General features: G+C 62.8%; 13 protein-coding genes. 7 read left to right on the top strand and 6 right to left on the bottom strand.

From position 1 onward, the window contains the following. Window positions 1-37 precede the first annotated feature (37 nt). From G4D79_RS20500 to G4D79_RS20485, 4 genes are read right to left on the bottom strand one after another with little or no spacing between them, the layout of a single operon-like run. Complete coding sequence (locus G4D79_RS20500) at window positions 38-820, bottom strand: Fic family protein (RefSeq protein ID WP_075833101.1); 783 nt, start codon at window positions 818-820, stop codon at window positions 38-40. Then, entirely contained in the window at window positions 817-2,250 is a 1,434-nt protein-coding gene (locus tag G4D79_RS20495; protein WP_250887555.1) for a putative nucleotidyltransferase substrate binding domain-containing protein, read from the bottom strand. Before G4D79_RS20495 ends, G4D79_RS20500 begins: the two co-directional genes overlap by 4 nt. A gap of 49 nt (window positions 2,251-2,299) precedes the next feature. Further along, entirely contained in the window at window positions 2,300-3,184 is an 885-nt protein-coding gene (locus G4D79_RS20490; protein WP_214514629.1) for a DUF5995 family protein, read from the bottom strand. 53 nt (window positions 3,185-3,237) lie between these two features. Beyond that, the gene (locus G4D79_RS20485) at window positions 3,238-3,603 is read right to left on the bottom strand and encodes a RidA family protein (protein ID WP_019748335.1); all 366 of its coding nucleotides are present in this window, start codon (window positions 3,601-3,603) and stop codon (window positions 3,238-3,240) included. A 98-nt stretch (window positions 3,604-3,701) separates the two neighbouring features. On the opposite strand from G4D79_RS20485, the gene G4D79_RS20480 reads away from it, so the two are divergent. Genes G4D79_RS20480 through G4D79_RS20465 form a run of 4 tightly spaced genes read left to right on the top strand, consistent with a single transcriptional unit; the run spans window position 3,702 to window position 9,446 of the window. Beyond that, a complete protein-coding gene (locus tag G4D79_RS20480; protein ID WP_003944842.1) occupies window positions 3,702-4,739 on the top strand; it encodes an Rv2578c family radical SAM protein in 1,038 nt (345 codons plus the stop codon). A gap of 37 nt (window positions 4,740-4,776) precedes the next feature. Next, entirely contained in the window at window positions 4,777-6,201 is a 1,425-nt protein-coding gene (locus G4D79_RS20475) for a 3' terminal RNA ribose 2'-O-methyltransferase Hen1 (RefSeq protein WP_214514317.1), read from the top strand. Next, the gene (locus tag G4D79_RS20470) at window positions 6,198-8,741 is read left to right on the top strand and encodes a polynucleotide kinase-phosphatase (protein WP_214514316.1); all 2,544 of its coding nucleotides are present in this window, start codon (window positions 6,198-6,200) and stop codon (window positions 8,739-8,741) included. The genes G4D79_RS20475 and G4D79_RS20470 overlap by 4 nt, the downstream gene beginning before the upstream one ends. Window positions 8,742-8,777: 36 nt before the next feature. Beyond that, window positions 8,778-9,446 carry a bifunctional 2-polyprenyl-6-hydroxyphenol methylase/3-demethylubiquinol 3-O-methyltransferase UbiG gene (locus G4D79_RS20465; RefSeq protein WP_007728073.1) on the top strand — a complete coding sequence of 223 codons (669 nt, stop codon included), beginning with the start codon at window positions 8,778-8,780 and terminating at the stop codon, window positions 9,444-9,446. Here the strand turns inward: G4D79_RS20465 and G4D79_RS20460 are convergent. After that, on the bottom strand, window positions 9,407-10,636 hold the full coding sequence (locus G4D79_RS20460) for an MFS transporter (protein WP_039972887.1): 1,230 nt from the start codon (window positions 10,634-10,636) through the stop codon (window positions 9,407-9,409). The genes G4D79_RS20465 and G4D79_RS20460 overlap by 40 nt on opposite strands. 70 nt (window positions 10,637-10,706) lie before the next feature. On the opposite strand from G4D79_RS20460, the gene G4D79_RS20455 reads away from it, so the two are divergent. Together G4D79_RS20455 and G4D79_RS20450 are read left to right on the top strand one after the other, a co-directional pair. After that, window positions 10,707-11,762 carry a LacI family DNA-binding transcriptional regulator gene (locus G4D79_RS20455; RefSeq protein WP_250887554.1) on the top strand — a complete coding sequence of 352 codons (1,056 nt, stop codon included), beginning with the start codon at window positions 10,707-10,709 and terminating at the stop codon, window positions 11,760-11,762. Next, the gene (locus G4D79_RS20450; protein WP_250887553.1) at window positions 11,759-12,214 is read left to right on the top strand and encodes a hypothetical protein; all 456 of its coding nucleotides are present in this window, start codon (window positions 11,759-11,761) and stop codon (window positions 12,212-12,214) included. Before G4D79_RS20455 ends, G4D79_RS20450 begins: the two co-directional genes overlap by 4 nt. Before the next feature lie 95 nt (window positions 12,215-12,309). Here the strand turns inward: G4D79_RS20450 and G4D79_RS20445 are convergent, their stop codons facing one another. Continuing rightward, window positions 12,310-13,128 carry an AraC family transcriptional regulator gene (locus tag G4D79_RS20445; protein WP_042448738.1) on the bottom strand — a complete coding sequence of 273 codons (819 nt, stop codon included), beginning with the start codon at window positions 13,126-13,128 and terminating at the stop codon, window positions 12,310-12,312. A gap of 89 nt (window positions 13,129-13,217) precedes the next feature. On the opposite strand from G4D79_RS20445, the gene G4D79_RS20440 reads away from it, so the two are divergent. Continuing rightward, window positions 13,218-13,589 (top strand): cupin domain-containing protein, encoded by a 372-nt coding sequence (locus G4D79_RS20440; protein WP_003945018.1) that lies wholly within the window; start codon window positions 13,218-13,220, stop codon window positions 13,587-13,589. Window positions 13,590-13,825 lie beyond the last annotated feature (236 nt).

The following is a 13,825-nucleotide window of genomic DNA, read 5'->3' as shown; positions in this document are numbered from 1 at the left end:
TGTTCAGTCCGCCTGGAACGGGCAGCAGATGTTTGCGTCAGCGAGTCAGCGCGCGATTGAACAGATCGATGAACGGGCGAGGCGACGGGGTTCCGGTGGGCCGGAAAGGCGCAGAATCCCTCGACGCGGATACCCACTCGGTTCTGCTCACCCGCGACAAGTCGAGCTGATACCGGGTGTCCGCGGCGAGTCGGTGCAGGAAGAGGGTTCCGGTTCGCCCGTTTCCTTCCCGAAACGGGTGGGCATGATTGAGCGTCGAGTACACCGATGCGAGCGCGAACGACGCAGCGCCGTGATCGAGTGCTACCCAATCGACGGCGGCGATGATCTCTTCGACCTCGGACAGGTAGTTCCGAATCGCCGAGACCGGAGCAAACGTTGCCGCACCTTTCCTGATGTCGACGGTTCTGATGTGTCCGGCCCACTGGTACAGATCTTGGAAAACGTGCTGGTGAAGTAGGAGAAGTTCGGCTGTGTCTCGCGTGTGCGGTACGAGGTCGCTGCCGAGATGCGCCTCACCCAGACGAAGCGCGGTCGCCGCGAACTCGAGTGATTGCAGTGCGGCGGGATCTCGTACGTCGAAATTGTTCGCGAGCACCGATGTACCGCGATAGACGTACGGCGCTGATCTTCGCCAGCGGATCCGCGGGGGAATCGCAGACGAGAGGCCGACGGCTCGCGCCAATTCCTGCTCGAAATACTCACGCCGAGAAAGCATCCCGATCATCACGGCCTCGAGTTCCGCGATCTGTTCATCGCTCGGATCCCAGCCTTCGAGGCGCTCCGCCGCCAGAACCTGTTCGAGCGCAGTGCGATTCACGGATCGATGTCGGGTAGCGCCGACGCGGACGCGGCATATTCGAGTCGTCGTTGCACACCTGCGACCTCGCGCACTGCATTGCTCAGCAAGCTCCGCGAGAGCGGAGTGAGTTCGGAGATCACGACTTCGTCGGTCGGTGGCCGACCTGCCGCGAACTGATCGGTCTGGTGGCGGACACGAATCTGCTGCAACACCTCGAAAGATTCGATCAGTACCTGGGCGTCGTCGTCGAGTAGGAAACCGCTTCCCGCTGCAGCCTTGAGGCGTTCGAGTGTCGAACTCGTGCGGGCGCCCACGGAAATCCCCGCCCAACGAGCGATGTTCACGATCGGTTGGACGGCGCTGGCTTTGAGGTCGACGGTTCCGGTCCGACGCGTCATCACGTCCTTGAACGAATGGAGCTTTGCCTTGTCGCCGACCGCTTCGCGAAGGAGCAGTCGCATGACGGCCGGATGCAGTCGCAGTTGATCCAACGCCGCAGGACGAGGATCCAACGCCGGATCGCCCGCGACGACGCGGGCATCCGCCAGCATCGACAACATGACCAGGGCTTGGTCCTGGTACGGATTGGATACCCATTTCCGCAGCGCAGTGCGCCATTGTGGGAGCGTCCGAGCAAACCTGGCCTGGGTCGCGACGGCGTTCTTGGTGTCGCGAGGGAACCCGCAGAGATCGAGGATGTCGTGGATGGTCTTCGCGGCGTCGGCTCCCTCGTGATGAGATTCGCCGCCCCACACCAGCGCACTGTCGATATCCGAAGAGGGGAGCGCTTCACGCCTGGCGACGCTGCCGAGCGACAGCCACGCGAAATCCGGTCGCTCGTCTCCGCCCACCACCAATTCGATGGCTCGCCTGACCGTTACGTCGATCAGCACGGCCAGCGTCGCGCCGATGTCGAGCGGAGAGACCCGTGACGCCACCAATTCCGTCACCAGAACAGGGACCGCGCGGGCTGTTTCGACGAGGTGGGCGTCGTCCTGTGCTGTGGCGAGCGCTGCGCGCAGTTCGAAACCCTGATTGGTGGCCGAAGTCAGGAGGTCGCTGAGTTCGAGCACACCCATCAGTGCGCCTGCCTCGGTCACGACCGGGAGATGGCGCAATCCGTACTCGAGCATGTCGGTCACGGCGTCGGCGCCCAATCGATCCGGATCGACTGTCACTGCTGACGGCGTCATCACCGTTGATACCGGCTGATTGCTGTCGATACCACCGACTACCACGCGAGCACGTAGGTCACCTTCGGTGAAGATTCCGAAACCGCTTGTAGCCGTCGGGATCACGACAGCGCGGCGGCCCGCGTCGGTCATCAACTTCGCGGCCTCGCGGATGGTGGCCTGTTCGCTGCAGACAATTGCGGGTCCGCGCAACAGGTCTCGTACCCGGCGCATGGCGGGACTCTGCATGCCTTGCCCTGCCGAGTGCCCCGTCATGGGGTCATTGTCTCAGGTGTGTCCGTTTCAGGCAGCGGAGGGTGAGATGTCAGAGACCACCGAGTCGCGAGAGTACGTCGAGAGCGGAATCTGTAGTACGCCAGAGCGCGTCGATCTCGTGTTCTGCGCCGGGACGTGTCTGCGGATTCTGGAGGGCGAACCCGTTGGCCAGCGTGATGGTGTTGTATCCGCTGTCGGCGGCGCGGAGCAACAGTTCCGAGGGCTGCGAGTTTCCGGCCAATCGGTCGAGTCCTTCGCCGACGAAGTAGAAGCGCCAGAGGGGCCCGAGATCGGCGTCGTACTCGGCCTTGGTGAGGGTCACGATCGAACCACCCTTGACGGCAATGGAATCGACGATCTTGTAGAAATCGGGGACATCCTCCGCAGTGGTTCCGGACGTGGCGACGGCGTGAGCGAGGTCGACGGTGAGATGCGCGTTGTAGCCGGCCATGGCGACCCGTGCTGGACTGGCGTCGCACTGACGTGTCAGGGCGAAGTAGTTGCTCCACGCCGGATCGGTGGTAGTACCGGTGAACTCCGCATGGACGTTCACCAGGTACCTGCGCAGCAATTCGAAGCTGACGGAATGGGCCCACTCGTCATCGGCGAAGGCCGCAGGGTCTCGCTGCAGCGGCATCACCGCCTCGTGTTCGACAGCGTCGAGGCCGATGGAGAACAAGCCTCGCCAATCGTGGTGTGAGACGAGGATCGACGTGATCTCACGATGACGTTTGACAGCGGTCTCGAGCCGAGGCAGTCCGGCACCGTTCAGGGTCGTGACGTCGCTGAGTTCGGCAATCCGGCCCACCTCGGCATTGCTCAACTGGCTGCCGCAAGCCGTCGAAAGACTCTCGCCCGGTTCTGCGAGTGCAGAACCGGGCGAGAGGAAAGCGGCGGTGATGCCGAGCGCGAGCGTCAACGGATACAGCCGCATCGGTTTCATCGGCTCAGACTAGGCGCCCATTTCACAAATGTCCGGATTGGCGATCAGCTGAGAACCGCGTCGGCCTCGATCTCGATGAGCAGAGCGGGGTCGATCAGCGAGCTGACCTCGAGGATCGTCGTGGCGGGACGAATCTCGCCGAACACTTCACCGTGCGCGAGAGCGGCCTGCTCCCACTGCGTCATGTCGCGCAGGTACATGCGAGTGCGGATGACGTCGTCGAGCGAGGCGCCGGCCTCGGCCAGTGCTGCCTTGATAGTTTCGAGCGCTGCGCGGGTCTGATCTGTGAGGGTCTCACCAGGAGCGGTGGTGCCGGAGACTGCGATCTGGTTACCGATGCGCACGGCACGGGAGTAACCGATCTTGGGTTCCCATTCGGAACCGGACGAAATATTGATTCTGTTCGACATGCACCGAATTCTGCCAACAACTTCCCGGCCGTGGTGCGGCACGGTCGGGTATTCGCTCCATCTTGACATACCTTAGAACAAGTGTTCGACTTGGGGCCATGAGGTGGTCGGGTCAGGCATTGGATGCAGATGACGGAGCGCTACCCGGACTCGAACGGGCCGGGTTGGTTCGCTCCGTGCAGACTCCCGAGTTCGAGGGAATCACGTTTCACGAGGTGCTCTGCAAGAGCGCGCTCAACAAGATGCCCGAAGAGTCGACGTTGCCGTTCAGCTTCACCGTCAACGCTTTTCGTGGTTGTTCGCACGCATGCCGATATTGTTTCGCGAGACCGAGTCACGAGTATCTCGACCTCGACGCCGGCGCGGATTTCGATTCCCAAGTGGTCGTGAAGACGAACATTGCCGCGGTGCTCCGCAAAGAGTTGGCGCGAAAGTCCTGGAAACGGGAGGCGGTGGCACTGGGTACCAACACCGATCCCTATCAGCGAGCCGAGGGCCGATACCGCTTGATGCCCGGCATTATTCGCGCGTTGACCGAATCCGGAACTCCCTTCTCGATCCTGACGAAGGGAACTCTGCTCCGACGGGACCTGCCGCTGTTGAAAATGGCGGCAGCGCAGGTCGACGTCGGAATCGGTGTGTCGTTGGCGATCAACGACGCTGCACTTCAGAAGCAGATCGAGCCTGGTACCCCGTCGCCGCGGGCGCGTCTCGAGATGATCCGCGCCATCACCGACGCGGGATTCTCGTGCAATGTCATGGTGGCGCCGGTCATTCCGTTCCTCACCGATTCCACCAGTCATCTCGACGGGCTGTTCGAGGCACTGTCCGAAGCCGGTGCGACGAGTGTGACGGTCTTCCCGATGCACCTGCGGGGGAGTACTCGGGGTTGGTTCATGAATTGGCTTGCTCAGGAACATCCGGCGCTCATCCGTCGCTACCGCGAGCTGTACGGGCGGGGCGCGTATGTCACTCCCGAATACAAGCGTTGGCTCGCAAGCCGTGTCGAGCCATTGGTCGAGCGCCATGGGTTGGGTGGTCGTTCGGAGCATCGAGACGTCAGTGCAGCTGGCAGTGAGCCGCGTGAGGCGCCCCGGGAACTGGTGGGTGCGGGAGCAGCTCTCACTTTGTTCTGACGGCCGCGGGCGCGTAAATCGGAGGCGCCCCGGACGTTTGCCGGGCTACATTCGCCTGGTGCTACTCACACTGACGTCCACCCCGACCCCGCAGACTCCTGATGCGACCGCGTTGAGCTACCTGCTGCACAAACATCCCGACCGCGTGCAAAGCTTCGACTTGGCGATCGGCACCGCCACGGTTCTGTACCCGGAGGCCTCGGCCGAAAAGACCACGGTGGCAGTGATTGTGGACGTCGACCCCATTGAACTTGTGCAGAGTAGGTATCGACGCGGCAAGAGTGGCGACAACTTTTCGCTGGGTGAGTATGTCAACGATCGGCCGTATGCGGCGTCGTCCATACTCTCGGTTGCTCTGTCGAAGCTGTTTCGCACCGCGTTGACGGGAACGTGCAAGTCGCACCCGGAACTCGTCGGAACCGAACTCGCGTTGACCGTCTCGATTCCGGTGGTTCCGTGCGGCGGCGATGCGGAATTGCCTCGTCGGTTGTTCGAGCCGCTGGGCTGGGATGTGACCGCGATACCGGTGCAGCTTGATCCGCACCTGCCGACGTGGGGAAACTCCGACTTCGTGTCGTTGACGCTCACCGGGGAACACACGGTGCAGAGTGCCCTTCGGCACCTCTACGTGCTGTTGCCGGTCCTCGACGACGTGAAGCACTACTGGGTGGGACCCGACGAGGCAGACAAGTTGATCCGCGTCGCTGGAGAGTGGTTGGCGTCGCATCCGGATTCCGCGCTGATCATGTCCCGCTACCTGGCGCGTCGACGCGACCTGGTCGAATCGGTGGTCGATCGACTGATTCCCGAACAAGCCGAGGCGCAGATCGAAGTACCGCGACCGGATCCGCCGCTGGCACGGCTTCGCGTCGACGCAGTTTTGGCGACACTTCAGCGACTGCACGTCAGAACGATTGTCGACATCGGTTGCGGCGAAGGCAAACTGATCGAGGTGCTGATGCCGCACGCTCAATTCGACAAACTTGTCGGCGTCGATGTGAGCGCGCGCGAACTGACACGGGCGCAACGCAGATTGAAGTTCACCGAAATGTCCGACGCCCAACGTGAACGTGTGTCTTTGATGCAGTCGTCCGCGACGTACCGCGACGCACGCTTGAAAGGCTTCGACGCAGCCGTGCTGATGGAGGTGGTCGAGCACGTCGACACGGCGCGCCTGCCGGCGCTGGTCAGATCGGTCTTCGTGGACGCAGCACCGCAGTATGTGCTGCTGACTACTCCGAATGCCGACTACAACGTGCTGTATCCGGCATTGGCCGCGGGAGAGTTCAGGCACCCCGATCACAGGTTCGAGTTCTCCCGAACCCAATTCCGCGACTGGGCAACCGAAACGGCCCGAGTCCACGGCTATTGCGTGGAGTTCGAATTTATCGGAGCAATTGATCCGGTCCTTGGCGGGCCGACACAGATGGCAATCTTCACGAAGGAGGCACGAACGTCATGACGGTGTACGAGATTCCAGATCTCGCCCTGGTAGTACTCATCGGCGTCAGTGGCTCGGGAAAGTCGACCTTTGCAGCGCGCCACTTCGGTGAGTACGAAACCCTCTCGAGTGACACATTCAGAGGGTGGGTCAGTGATGATCCGAACTCACAGGAGTCGACGTCCGATGCTTTCGAAGTGCTGGAGTTCGTCGCGGCCAAGCGTTTGCGACGCGGACGCCTCACGGTGGTCGACGCGACCAACGTCCAGCCCGCCGCGCGCAAGCGACTCGTCGCGTTGGCTCGCGAGCACGACATACTGCCGGTGGCAGTCGTGCTCGATGTTCCGGAATCGGTCTGTTCTGCACGAAACGACGCACGCTCTGACCGGACGTTCGGACGCGACGTGATTCGCCGCCAGCACCAACAGCTGACTCGCTCGCTCCGCGGGCTGGGTAAGGAAGGTTTCCGTTCGGTTCACATCCTCAGAGGTGAGGACGCGGTTTCCGAAGCCACATTCTTGCGCCACCCGCTCCGCAGCGATCTGCGTGTCGAGCGTGGTCCGTTCGACGTCATCGGTGACATCCACGGATGTCGAAGCGAGCTCGAGACGCTCCTCGTGAAACTCGGCTACACCGTCGACTACGGGACGGACGGCAGAGCTGTCGATGCGGTGCCGCCGGAAGGGCGAACTGCCGTCTTCCTCGGTGACTACGTGGATCGAGGACCGGATTCGGTCGGTGTGCTGCGTCTGGTCATGGGGATGGTCGCGGCGGGACATGCGATAGCGGTTCCGGGTAACCACGAGAACAAACTCGTCAAGGCCTTGCGCGGTAAGAAGGTCACGGCCAGTCACGGACTCGCCGAGACCCTCGAGCAGATGGCCACCGAGTCGGCGGAGTTCCGCGAAAGCGTCGTCGACTTCTGTGACGGCCTCGTCGCGCACCTCGTCCTGGACGACGGCAAACTCGTTGTCGCGCACGCCGGTCTCAAGGAGGACTACCACAACAGGGCATCCGGTCGAGTCCGGAGCTTTGCGCTCTACGGTGAAACTACCGGTGAGACGGACGAATTCGGCTTACCCGTTCGATACCCGTGGGCGCAGGACTACCGAGGATCAGCGACGGTCCTCTACGGTCACACGCCGGTGCACGAGGTGGAATGGATCAACAACACCGCGTGCCTCGACACCGGGTGCGTCTTCGGTGGATCCCTCACCGCCCTTCGATACCCGGAACGAGAGATCGTGTCGGTTCCGGCGGAGCAGGTTTGGTACGAGCCGGTGGTACCGCTGGCACCGCCGACTCGTGATCCGGATGTGCTCGATCTCGCCGACGTCCTCGAAACGACCGGCGTCGACACCGAACTGCGCGGTCGAGTGTCCGTTCGCACCGACAACGCTGCCGGCGCCTTGGAAGTGATGAGCCGATTCGCGGTCGCGCCGCAATGGCTGCGGTACCTACCGCCGACCATGGCGCCCTGCGCGAGCGCCCAATCCGATGACTATCTGGAACACCCGTCGACCGCGTTCGACGCATACCGGGCCGGCGGAATCGGAACAGTGATCTGCGAAGAGAAGCACATGGGTTCGCGGGCAATGGTGCTCGTGTGCCGTGATCGATCGGTTGCTCAGTCCCGCTTCGACGCACCGGATGCGCTCACCGGGATGGTGCACACCCGCACCGGCCGCCAGTTCTTCGACGACGACCTGACTCAGCAGTTGATAGACGACATCGCCGCCGCAGTCACCTCCGCTGGGTTGTGGGAAGAGCTGGGCACCGACTGGCTGCTCCTCGACTGCGAACTGTTGCCGTGGAACGTCAAAGCGGAAGGTCTGCTGCGCTCGCAGTACGCGTCGGTCGCGGCGGCCGGGCGATCAGACCTCACAGCTCGCGAGGCCGTGCTGGCGCGGGCCGGGTCGCGGGGCCTGGACGTGGCGGAGATGTTCGAACAGACAACTGTTCGGGCCGCCAGTATCGAGCGCTTCGGCGAGGCGTACCGACGGTACGTGTGGCCGACGAACGGACTGGACGGCGTCACCATCGCGCCGTTCCAGATTCTGGCGGCCGAGGGCCAGTCGTACGGGGAACGGGATCACGAATGGCACCTCGGTATTTCGGACCGCCTGGCCGCGGCCGACCCGAGTCGATTTACCACTACACGTCGCCTGGTGGTCGATCTCGGTTCCGAGGACTCGGTGTTCGAAGCGACGAAGTGGTGGGAGTCGCTCACCGGCGACGGTGGTGAGGGGATGGTCGTCAAACCGCTGGCGAATCAGATTCACGGACCGCGGGGGTACAACGCGAAGGTTCAGCCGGGGATCAAGGTCCGCGGCCGGGAGTACCTGCGATTGATCTACGGTGCCGACTACCTCGAACCGTCGACGCTTGCGAGATTGCGTAACCGCAACCTCGGACACAAGCAGTCGATGGCGCTGCGCGAGTACGCGCTCGGCATGGAGGCGGTATCCAGGCTCGTCGACCGTGAACCTTTGTGGCGAGCGCACCAGGCCGTGTTCGCGGTGCTGGCTCTCGAATCGGAGCCGGTCGACCCGCGGTTGTGACGGCCGGTGCGCGGGCTCGGATTGATACCGTCGGGTATGGGTGTGATTGCTCGCTTGGACGGTTTCAATCGACGCCATCCGTGGAGTCACAACGATCACTATGGCCGGTGGGTTCTACGTAATCTGAGCGGGGTCAGGTCCGGTCGCGCTCTCGACGTGGGGAGCGGGACCGGCAATCTGATCGACCTCTTGCGTCGGCGGTTCGACGTGGTGGTCGGTGTGGAACCCGACCTGACAACCTCGGCCGCCGTGCGCGCAAGGTTTGTCGACGACGGGAACGTGATCATCGACGCGCAGCGGATCGAGGACTTTGCATCCGAGGCGAAGTACGACGCGATCACAGTCGTCGCAGCGTTGCATCATCTTCCACTCGAAGAATCGATGAAGCAGCTGAGTAGCCTGCTCGAACCGGGCGGGCGGCTCGTCGTGGTCGGGTGTTATCGATCGACCACAGCCACCGACGCACTCCTGTCGGTGTTGGCGACCGTGTGCAATCCCGTCGTCGGCGTCGTCAAGCATCGACGGGTTGCCTCCGAGCCACTGAAGGCGATGACAGCTCCCACCGCGGAACCGGGTGAGTCGATGGCTGACGTCCGACGCGCGGCCGCGTTGTATTTGCCAGGTAGCCGGATCAGGAGACGACTGTTCTGGCGATACACCCTGATCTACGACGAGAGTCCGGCCGGCGCGTCGGTGGGGGAGTGAGTAGACCGTTCCGGTTCCTGGGGAAACGCGCGTCGGCCGAACCCGACTATCGCCAACGAAGCGATCATCAGAGCGACCCCGATGCCCGCCAGATGTGAGAGCCCGCCACTGTCGACGACGGCCGCACCGAGCAGAGCGCCCGTTGCAATCGCGATCTGGAACACGACGACGTAGATGGCCGAGGCACGGTCGGTCCCGATAGGGACGGCGCGCAGAACCGAGGACTGGAGGCAGATCGGAACGGTGGTGAACGCCGCACCCCACAAGATCGTGGCGACGACAGCGAACGCCCCCATCGACGGCGCCAAGAGCCAGAAGATGGCCAGCGCGCCTGCCACCGTCGCGATCGAGATGAGCGTGAAGAGGCGCGGTCGGCGGTCGTAGTACTTGCCGGCGACCCACACTCCGACGGCGCCGGCGGCGCCGTAGACCAGAAGCATCGCGGTACGGATGCCACCGGACGAGCCGAGGCTTTCCTCCACCAGAAGTGTGAAGAACGTGTACGAAGCGAATTGCCCAAGGGCGGCAAACAGCGTTGCCGCGCAGATGACGGCGAGTGCCCGTTTCATCGCCGGTGTCGGCTTCGGTTTGTCTCGCTTGCTCCGATGGTGTTGATCGACCGGCATTTCGGGCAACGCACGATGCAGTGAGAAAGCAATGACCACTGCCACCACACCGATTGCCGCCGATGCGGTCCGCCAACCCCAGGACTGGCCGATCGCCGAAGACAGTGGACCTCCGAGAACAAATGCGAGAGACGTACCGGCATACACCATCGCGATGGCCTTGCCCTGTTGTCCGCGCGGAACCAGAGTGGCTGCGACCGGGGCAACGACAGCCCAGAACACTCCGTGCGTCGCAGCGCAGAGCAATCGTCCGATCACCAGCATCGGATAGTTGACGGCCAATGCTGCGACCAGTTGCGACACCGCGAGGGTGGCCACCGTCAGAACGACGACGCGTCGTCGCGGCCAGGTTTTGACCGCTCCGATCAGCGGAAGCGTCAAGACCGCGACACCGTATGCGTAGAAGGTCAGCAGTAGGCCGACACGCCCTTCGGTGACGTCGAGGTCCGTCGAGATTTCGCTGAGCAGTCCGACGGGGAGCATTTCGGCCGTCACGTAGGCGAAGGCTGCTCCGGCCAGTGTCATCAGCCGTAGCGTGGTTGCCTTCGGCAGTCGAGCACTCATGCTGTGTAACGATACATGTATCGATACACACCTGCGCAATGGATATTTTTCACTCGCTATGCTGATGCTCATGGCCATACGTGCGCAGCGTTCGAGTCGTCCGACGATGGCCGACGTCGCCAAGGCCGCAGGCGTGTCGGTGATGTCGGTGTCGTACTCCTTCGCGCAGCCCGAGCGCGTGTCTGAATCAACGCGGGCCAAGGTGTTCGCCGCCGCCGAAGAGCTCGAGTACGCGGGCCCGAACCGGGCGGCGCAGTCCTTGCGGAGCGGGAAATTCAACAACATCGCGGTCGTCTTCAGCGAGAAGCTGACGTACGCCTTCGAAGACGCAGTAGCTCGGCGATTCCTCTCGGGAGTCGCCGAAGCGTGCCTGGATGCGAACGCCGGGCTGATGATGCTGCCGAACTCGGGGAAAGCCGGAGACGTCGACAGAGTTCGCGACGCGGCAGTAGACGGTTTTGTCGTCTGGACCACCGTCTTCGACGATCCCATCCTCGACGCGATTGTCGGCACCGGAAAACCCGCATGCATCCAGGGTGGTCCGTTGCACGAGGGTGTGGATCTCGTCGGGATGGACGATGTTGCCGGCGCCGTTGCGATCGCGGCAGTCGGGTTGTCGGGGGCGCAGCGGCCTGCGGTGATCAGCCTTCCGTGGGATCGTGAGCGTCGGTCCGAGATTCGGATGGACGTGGATCCAGGTGAAGCGTTCTTTCCGGTGTCCCGCCATCGGCTCGAGGGCTACGAGCGCGCCGTCCGCGATGCGGGCCTCGATTGGCCCTCGGTGCGGGTAGGGGTCGTCACTGTCAACGAGCGGAGCGAGGGTGCGCGGATGGCTCGGTCCCTGCTCGACGTTCCCGAGAGCCGAAGGCCCGATGTCATCTTGGCGATGAGTGACGAACTGGCTCTGGGGGTTCTGGACGCGATCCGTGAACTCGGCCTCGCGCTGCCCGACGATGTCGCAGTCGTCGGATGGGACGACACAACAGCCGCATCGGACGCCGGCCTGACAACGGTTCGCCAGTCCCTGTTCGATCAAGGGCGCAACGCAGCTCGCGTGGTTCTCGGGCTCGACGATGCGGTCGAGCCGGTCGAATGGTCGGTGCGTCGGCGAACCTCGACGCGATGATCACGCCGGTAGTCATCGACGGTCTGCGTTTTCGGTGGTTTGTTCCTCCAGAATTGGGGGAGACCGTCCGGTGGGGACTCTCCTGGAATGTCGACAACCCGCGCCGGTGGGCGGTTGCCGAAGCCGCGGGCGCTTTGCAACTACGCGCCGGAACTCCTCGTGACGACATTAACGCACGTCAGGCGTGGACCGATTTCGACGATAATGCCTCCACTACCGGAGTGGTTCGCCGTCTACGGCTGATGTCGATGGAGTCCGACATGCTGCCCGACCCGAAGTTTCCGCACGGCCCGAACTGGGGTTGGGCTACGAGGCAATTCGTGCCCGGGTCCGAGCGCTTCTACGAGTTGGCCCGTGCACCTCGTGCGCTGCGCTCGTATCAGCTGACCGATCGTGAATACGGGCCACGGCGCGAGGACTTCCTCCTGGTCGACCTCGAGACGGCTGCTTGATCGTTGGGACCTGACACCGTTTTCATTCAGTGGACACAGACTCCAGCTGATCGGAGTCAGTGTCTGCTCGACGAAACCGGTGCCAGGTGCTTCGACTAGCGCGCTCTGCCGACCACGTTCAGTGCGTATTTACCGGGCGGCGCCCCGACATGCTTGACGAAGTGCCGCGACAGGTGGGATTGATCGTGGAATCCGACGTCGACGGCCACGTCCGCCAATTCGCGCCCGGCGAGGATTGCGCGTCGCGCCAGATCGATTCGACGTCCCGTCACGTACTTGTGAGGCGGAAGCCCGAAATGCTTCGCGAAGTTCTTGATCAGATACGTGGGGTTCCGTTGCAGGATGTTCGACGCTTCCCGCATCGTGATTCCTGTTGTGAGTCGCGCATCGAGCAGGTCCCGAAGTTGATCGGCAACGCGTTCGTCAACGGTCGGCGTGTGAAGGGATCGACCTGTGGCCGGTGTGAGGATCTCGTTCAATCTTTCAGCGAGGAACCCCAGGCGACTTTCGGCTTCGAGTGATTCGCCGTGTGGGCCGAGTGCAGAGTGCAGTTGATCAATGCGGTGGCGCAGCAGAGGGTCTCGAATCTCGGGGCTGTCCACCGCCGGGCCTATGAGGACCTCGCCGAGAACTGACGTGTCGAGGTAGAGGATGCGTTGACGAAATCCGGCCTCGGTGACCGGAACTCCGTCGTGTGCGATGCCTGGCGGCAACAGAGTCACGATCTCTGGTGCTGCGCCATGAGCGCGATGATCGAGGTCGTATGCAATCGTGCCGCGGTCGACGAGCATCAGGGACCACTGATCGTGCGTGTGTTTGGGATAGGCGTGTCCGACGAAATCGGCATGGAAGACCTCGGTGATTCCCGCGAGGCTCGGTGCCCACGCGGTGATCTGTGCGCCGCGGGGATCCATGTCAGAAACGTACAAGACGCAGCTGCCTTGGGTGACGAAGAGTGGCGGGGTCGTCATCGCGGTGGTGGCGCGCCCGAGGGAGGAACAACATGAACAGTTCGGCAACAGCGGTATCGCTCCGCGAGAAGTTCGGTCAGTTCACCGAGCACTGGTCGCCCAAGAAGATTGCGGCCCTCAATGATTACGAGATCAAGATCGTCAAGATCAAAGGTGAATTCGTCTGGCACTCCCACACCGACACCGACGAAATGTTCCTGGTGACGAAGGGGCAGATTCGAATCCAACTCCGAAACGGAGATGTTCCACTGGGGCCCGGTGAACTGTTCGTGGTACCTCGCGGAGTCGAACATTGCCCGATCGCCGAGGACGAAGCGGAGGTGATGTTGATCGAACCCGTTGGCGTGGTGAATACCGGGAACGTTGGAGGGGCGCGAACCGCAGTGCTCGAGGACTTTTCGTAGTTTACCGGCTCTTCCAATCCAGGGGATTGGTACGCAACGGCAAGGCCATTCCCGATCTCCAGAGCGTCGCCGCGCGAGAGTGAGGACGGCTCGACCTCGCGCCGCATCGACTGCGCGAACTCGTCGGTGAACCCTGTTCGCGGGTACTCCGCGATTGTTGCATCAACAGTTGCTCGCGGAATTTCGGGCGCACGCCGACCGGCAACGTCGAAATGCGCTGCGGCATGCAGTAGGTA

Origin of the sequence: Rhodococcus sp. WY5 (assembly GCF_018588185.1) — a bacterium.
Classification (GTDB): domain Bacteria; phylum Actinomycetota; class Actinomycetes; order Mycobacteriales; family Mycobacteriaceae; genus Rhodococcus_F; species Rhodococcus_F qingshengii.
Note: the sequence above shows the minus strand (reverse complement) of the source record. Positions and strands in the feature narration are given on the sequence as shown.

What these genes read in the sequence shown, in the direction of transcription:
- G4D79_RS20480 (WP_003944842.1), top strand. Translation starts at nt 3,702, where the DNA reads ATGAGGTGGTCGGGTCAGGCATTGGATGCAGATGACGGAGCGCTACCC.
- G4D79_RS20495 (WP_250887555.1), bottom strand. Translation starts at nt 2,250, where the DNA reads ATGACGGGGCACTCGGCAGGGCAAGGCATGCAGAGTCCCGCCATGCGC.
- G4D79_RS20440 (WP_003945018.1), top strand. Translation starts at nt 13,218, where the DNA reads ATGAACAGTTCGGCAACAGCGGTATCGCTCCGCGAGAAGTTCGGTCAG.
- G4D79_RS20470 (WP_214514316.1), top strand. Translation starts at nt 6,198, where the DNA reads ATGACGGTGTACGAGATTCCAGATCTCGCCCTGGTAGTACTCATCGGC.
- G4D79_RS20485 (WP_019748335.1), bottom strand. Translation starts at nt 3,603, where the DNA reads ATGTCGAACAGAATCAATATTTCGTCCGGTTCCGAATGGGAACCCAAG.
- G4D79_RS20460 (WP_039972887.1), bottom strand. Translation starts at nt 10,636, where the DNA reads ATGAGTGCTCGACTGCCGAAGGCAACCACGCTACGGCTGATGACACTG.
- G4D79_RS20465 (WP_007728073.1), top strand. Translation starts at nt 8,778, where the DNA reads ATGGGTGTGATTGCTCGCTTGGACGGTTTCAATCGACGCCATCCGTGG.
- G4D79_RS20490 (WP_214514629.1), bottom strand. Translation starts at nt 3,184, where the DNA reads ATGCGGCTGTATCCGTTGACGCTCGCGCTCGGCATCACCGCCGCTTTC.
- G4D79_RS20450 (WP_250887553.1), top strand. Translation starts at nt 11,759, where the DNA reads ATGATCACGCCGGTAGTCATCGACGGTCTGCGTTTTCGGTGGTTTGTT.
- G4D79_RS20455 (WP_250887554.1), top strand. Translation starts at nt 10,707, where the DNA reads ATGGCCATACGTGCGCAGCGTTCGAGTCGTCCGACGATGGCCGACGTC.
- G4D79_RS20445 (WP_042448738.1), bottom strand. Translation starts at nt 13,128, where the DNA reads ATGGATCCCCGCGGCGCACAGATCACCGCGTGGGCACCGAGCCTCGCG.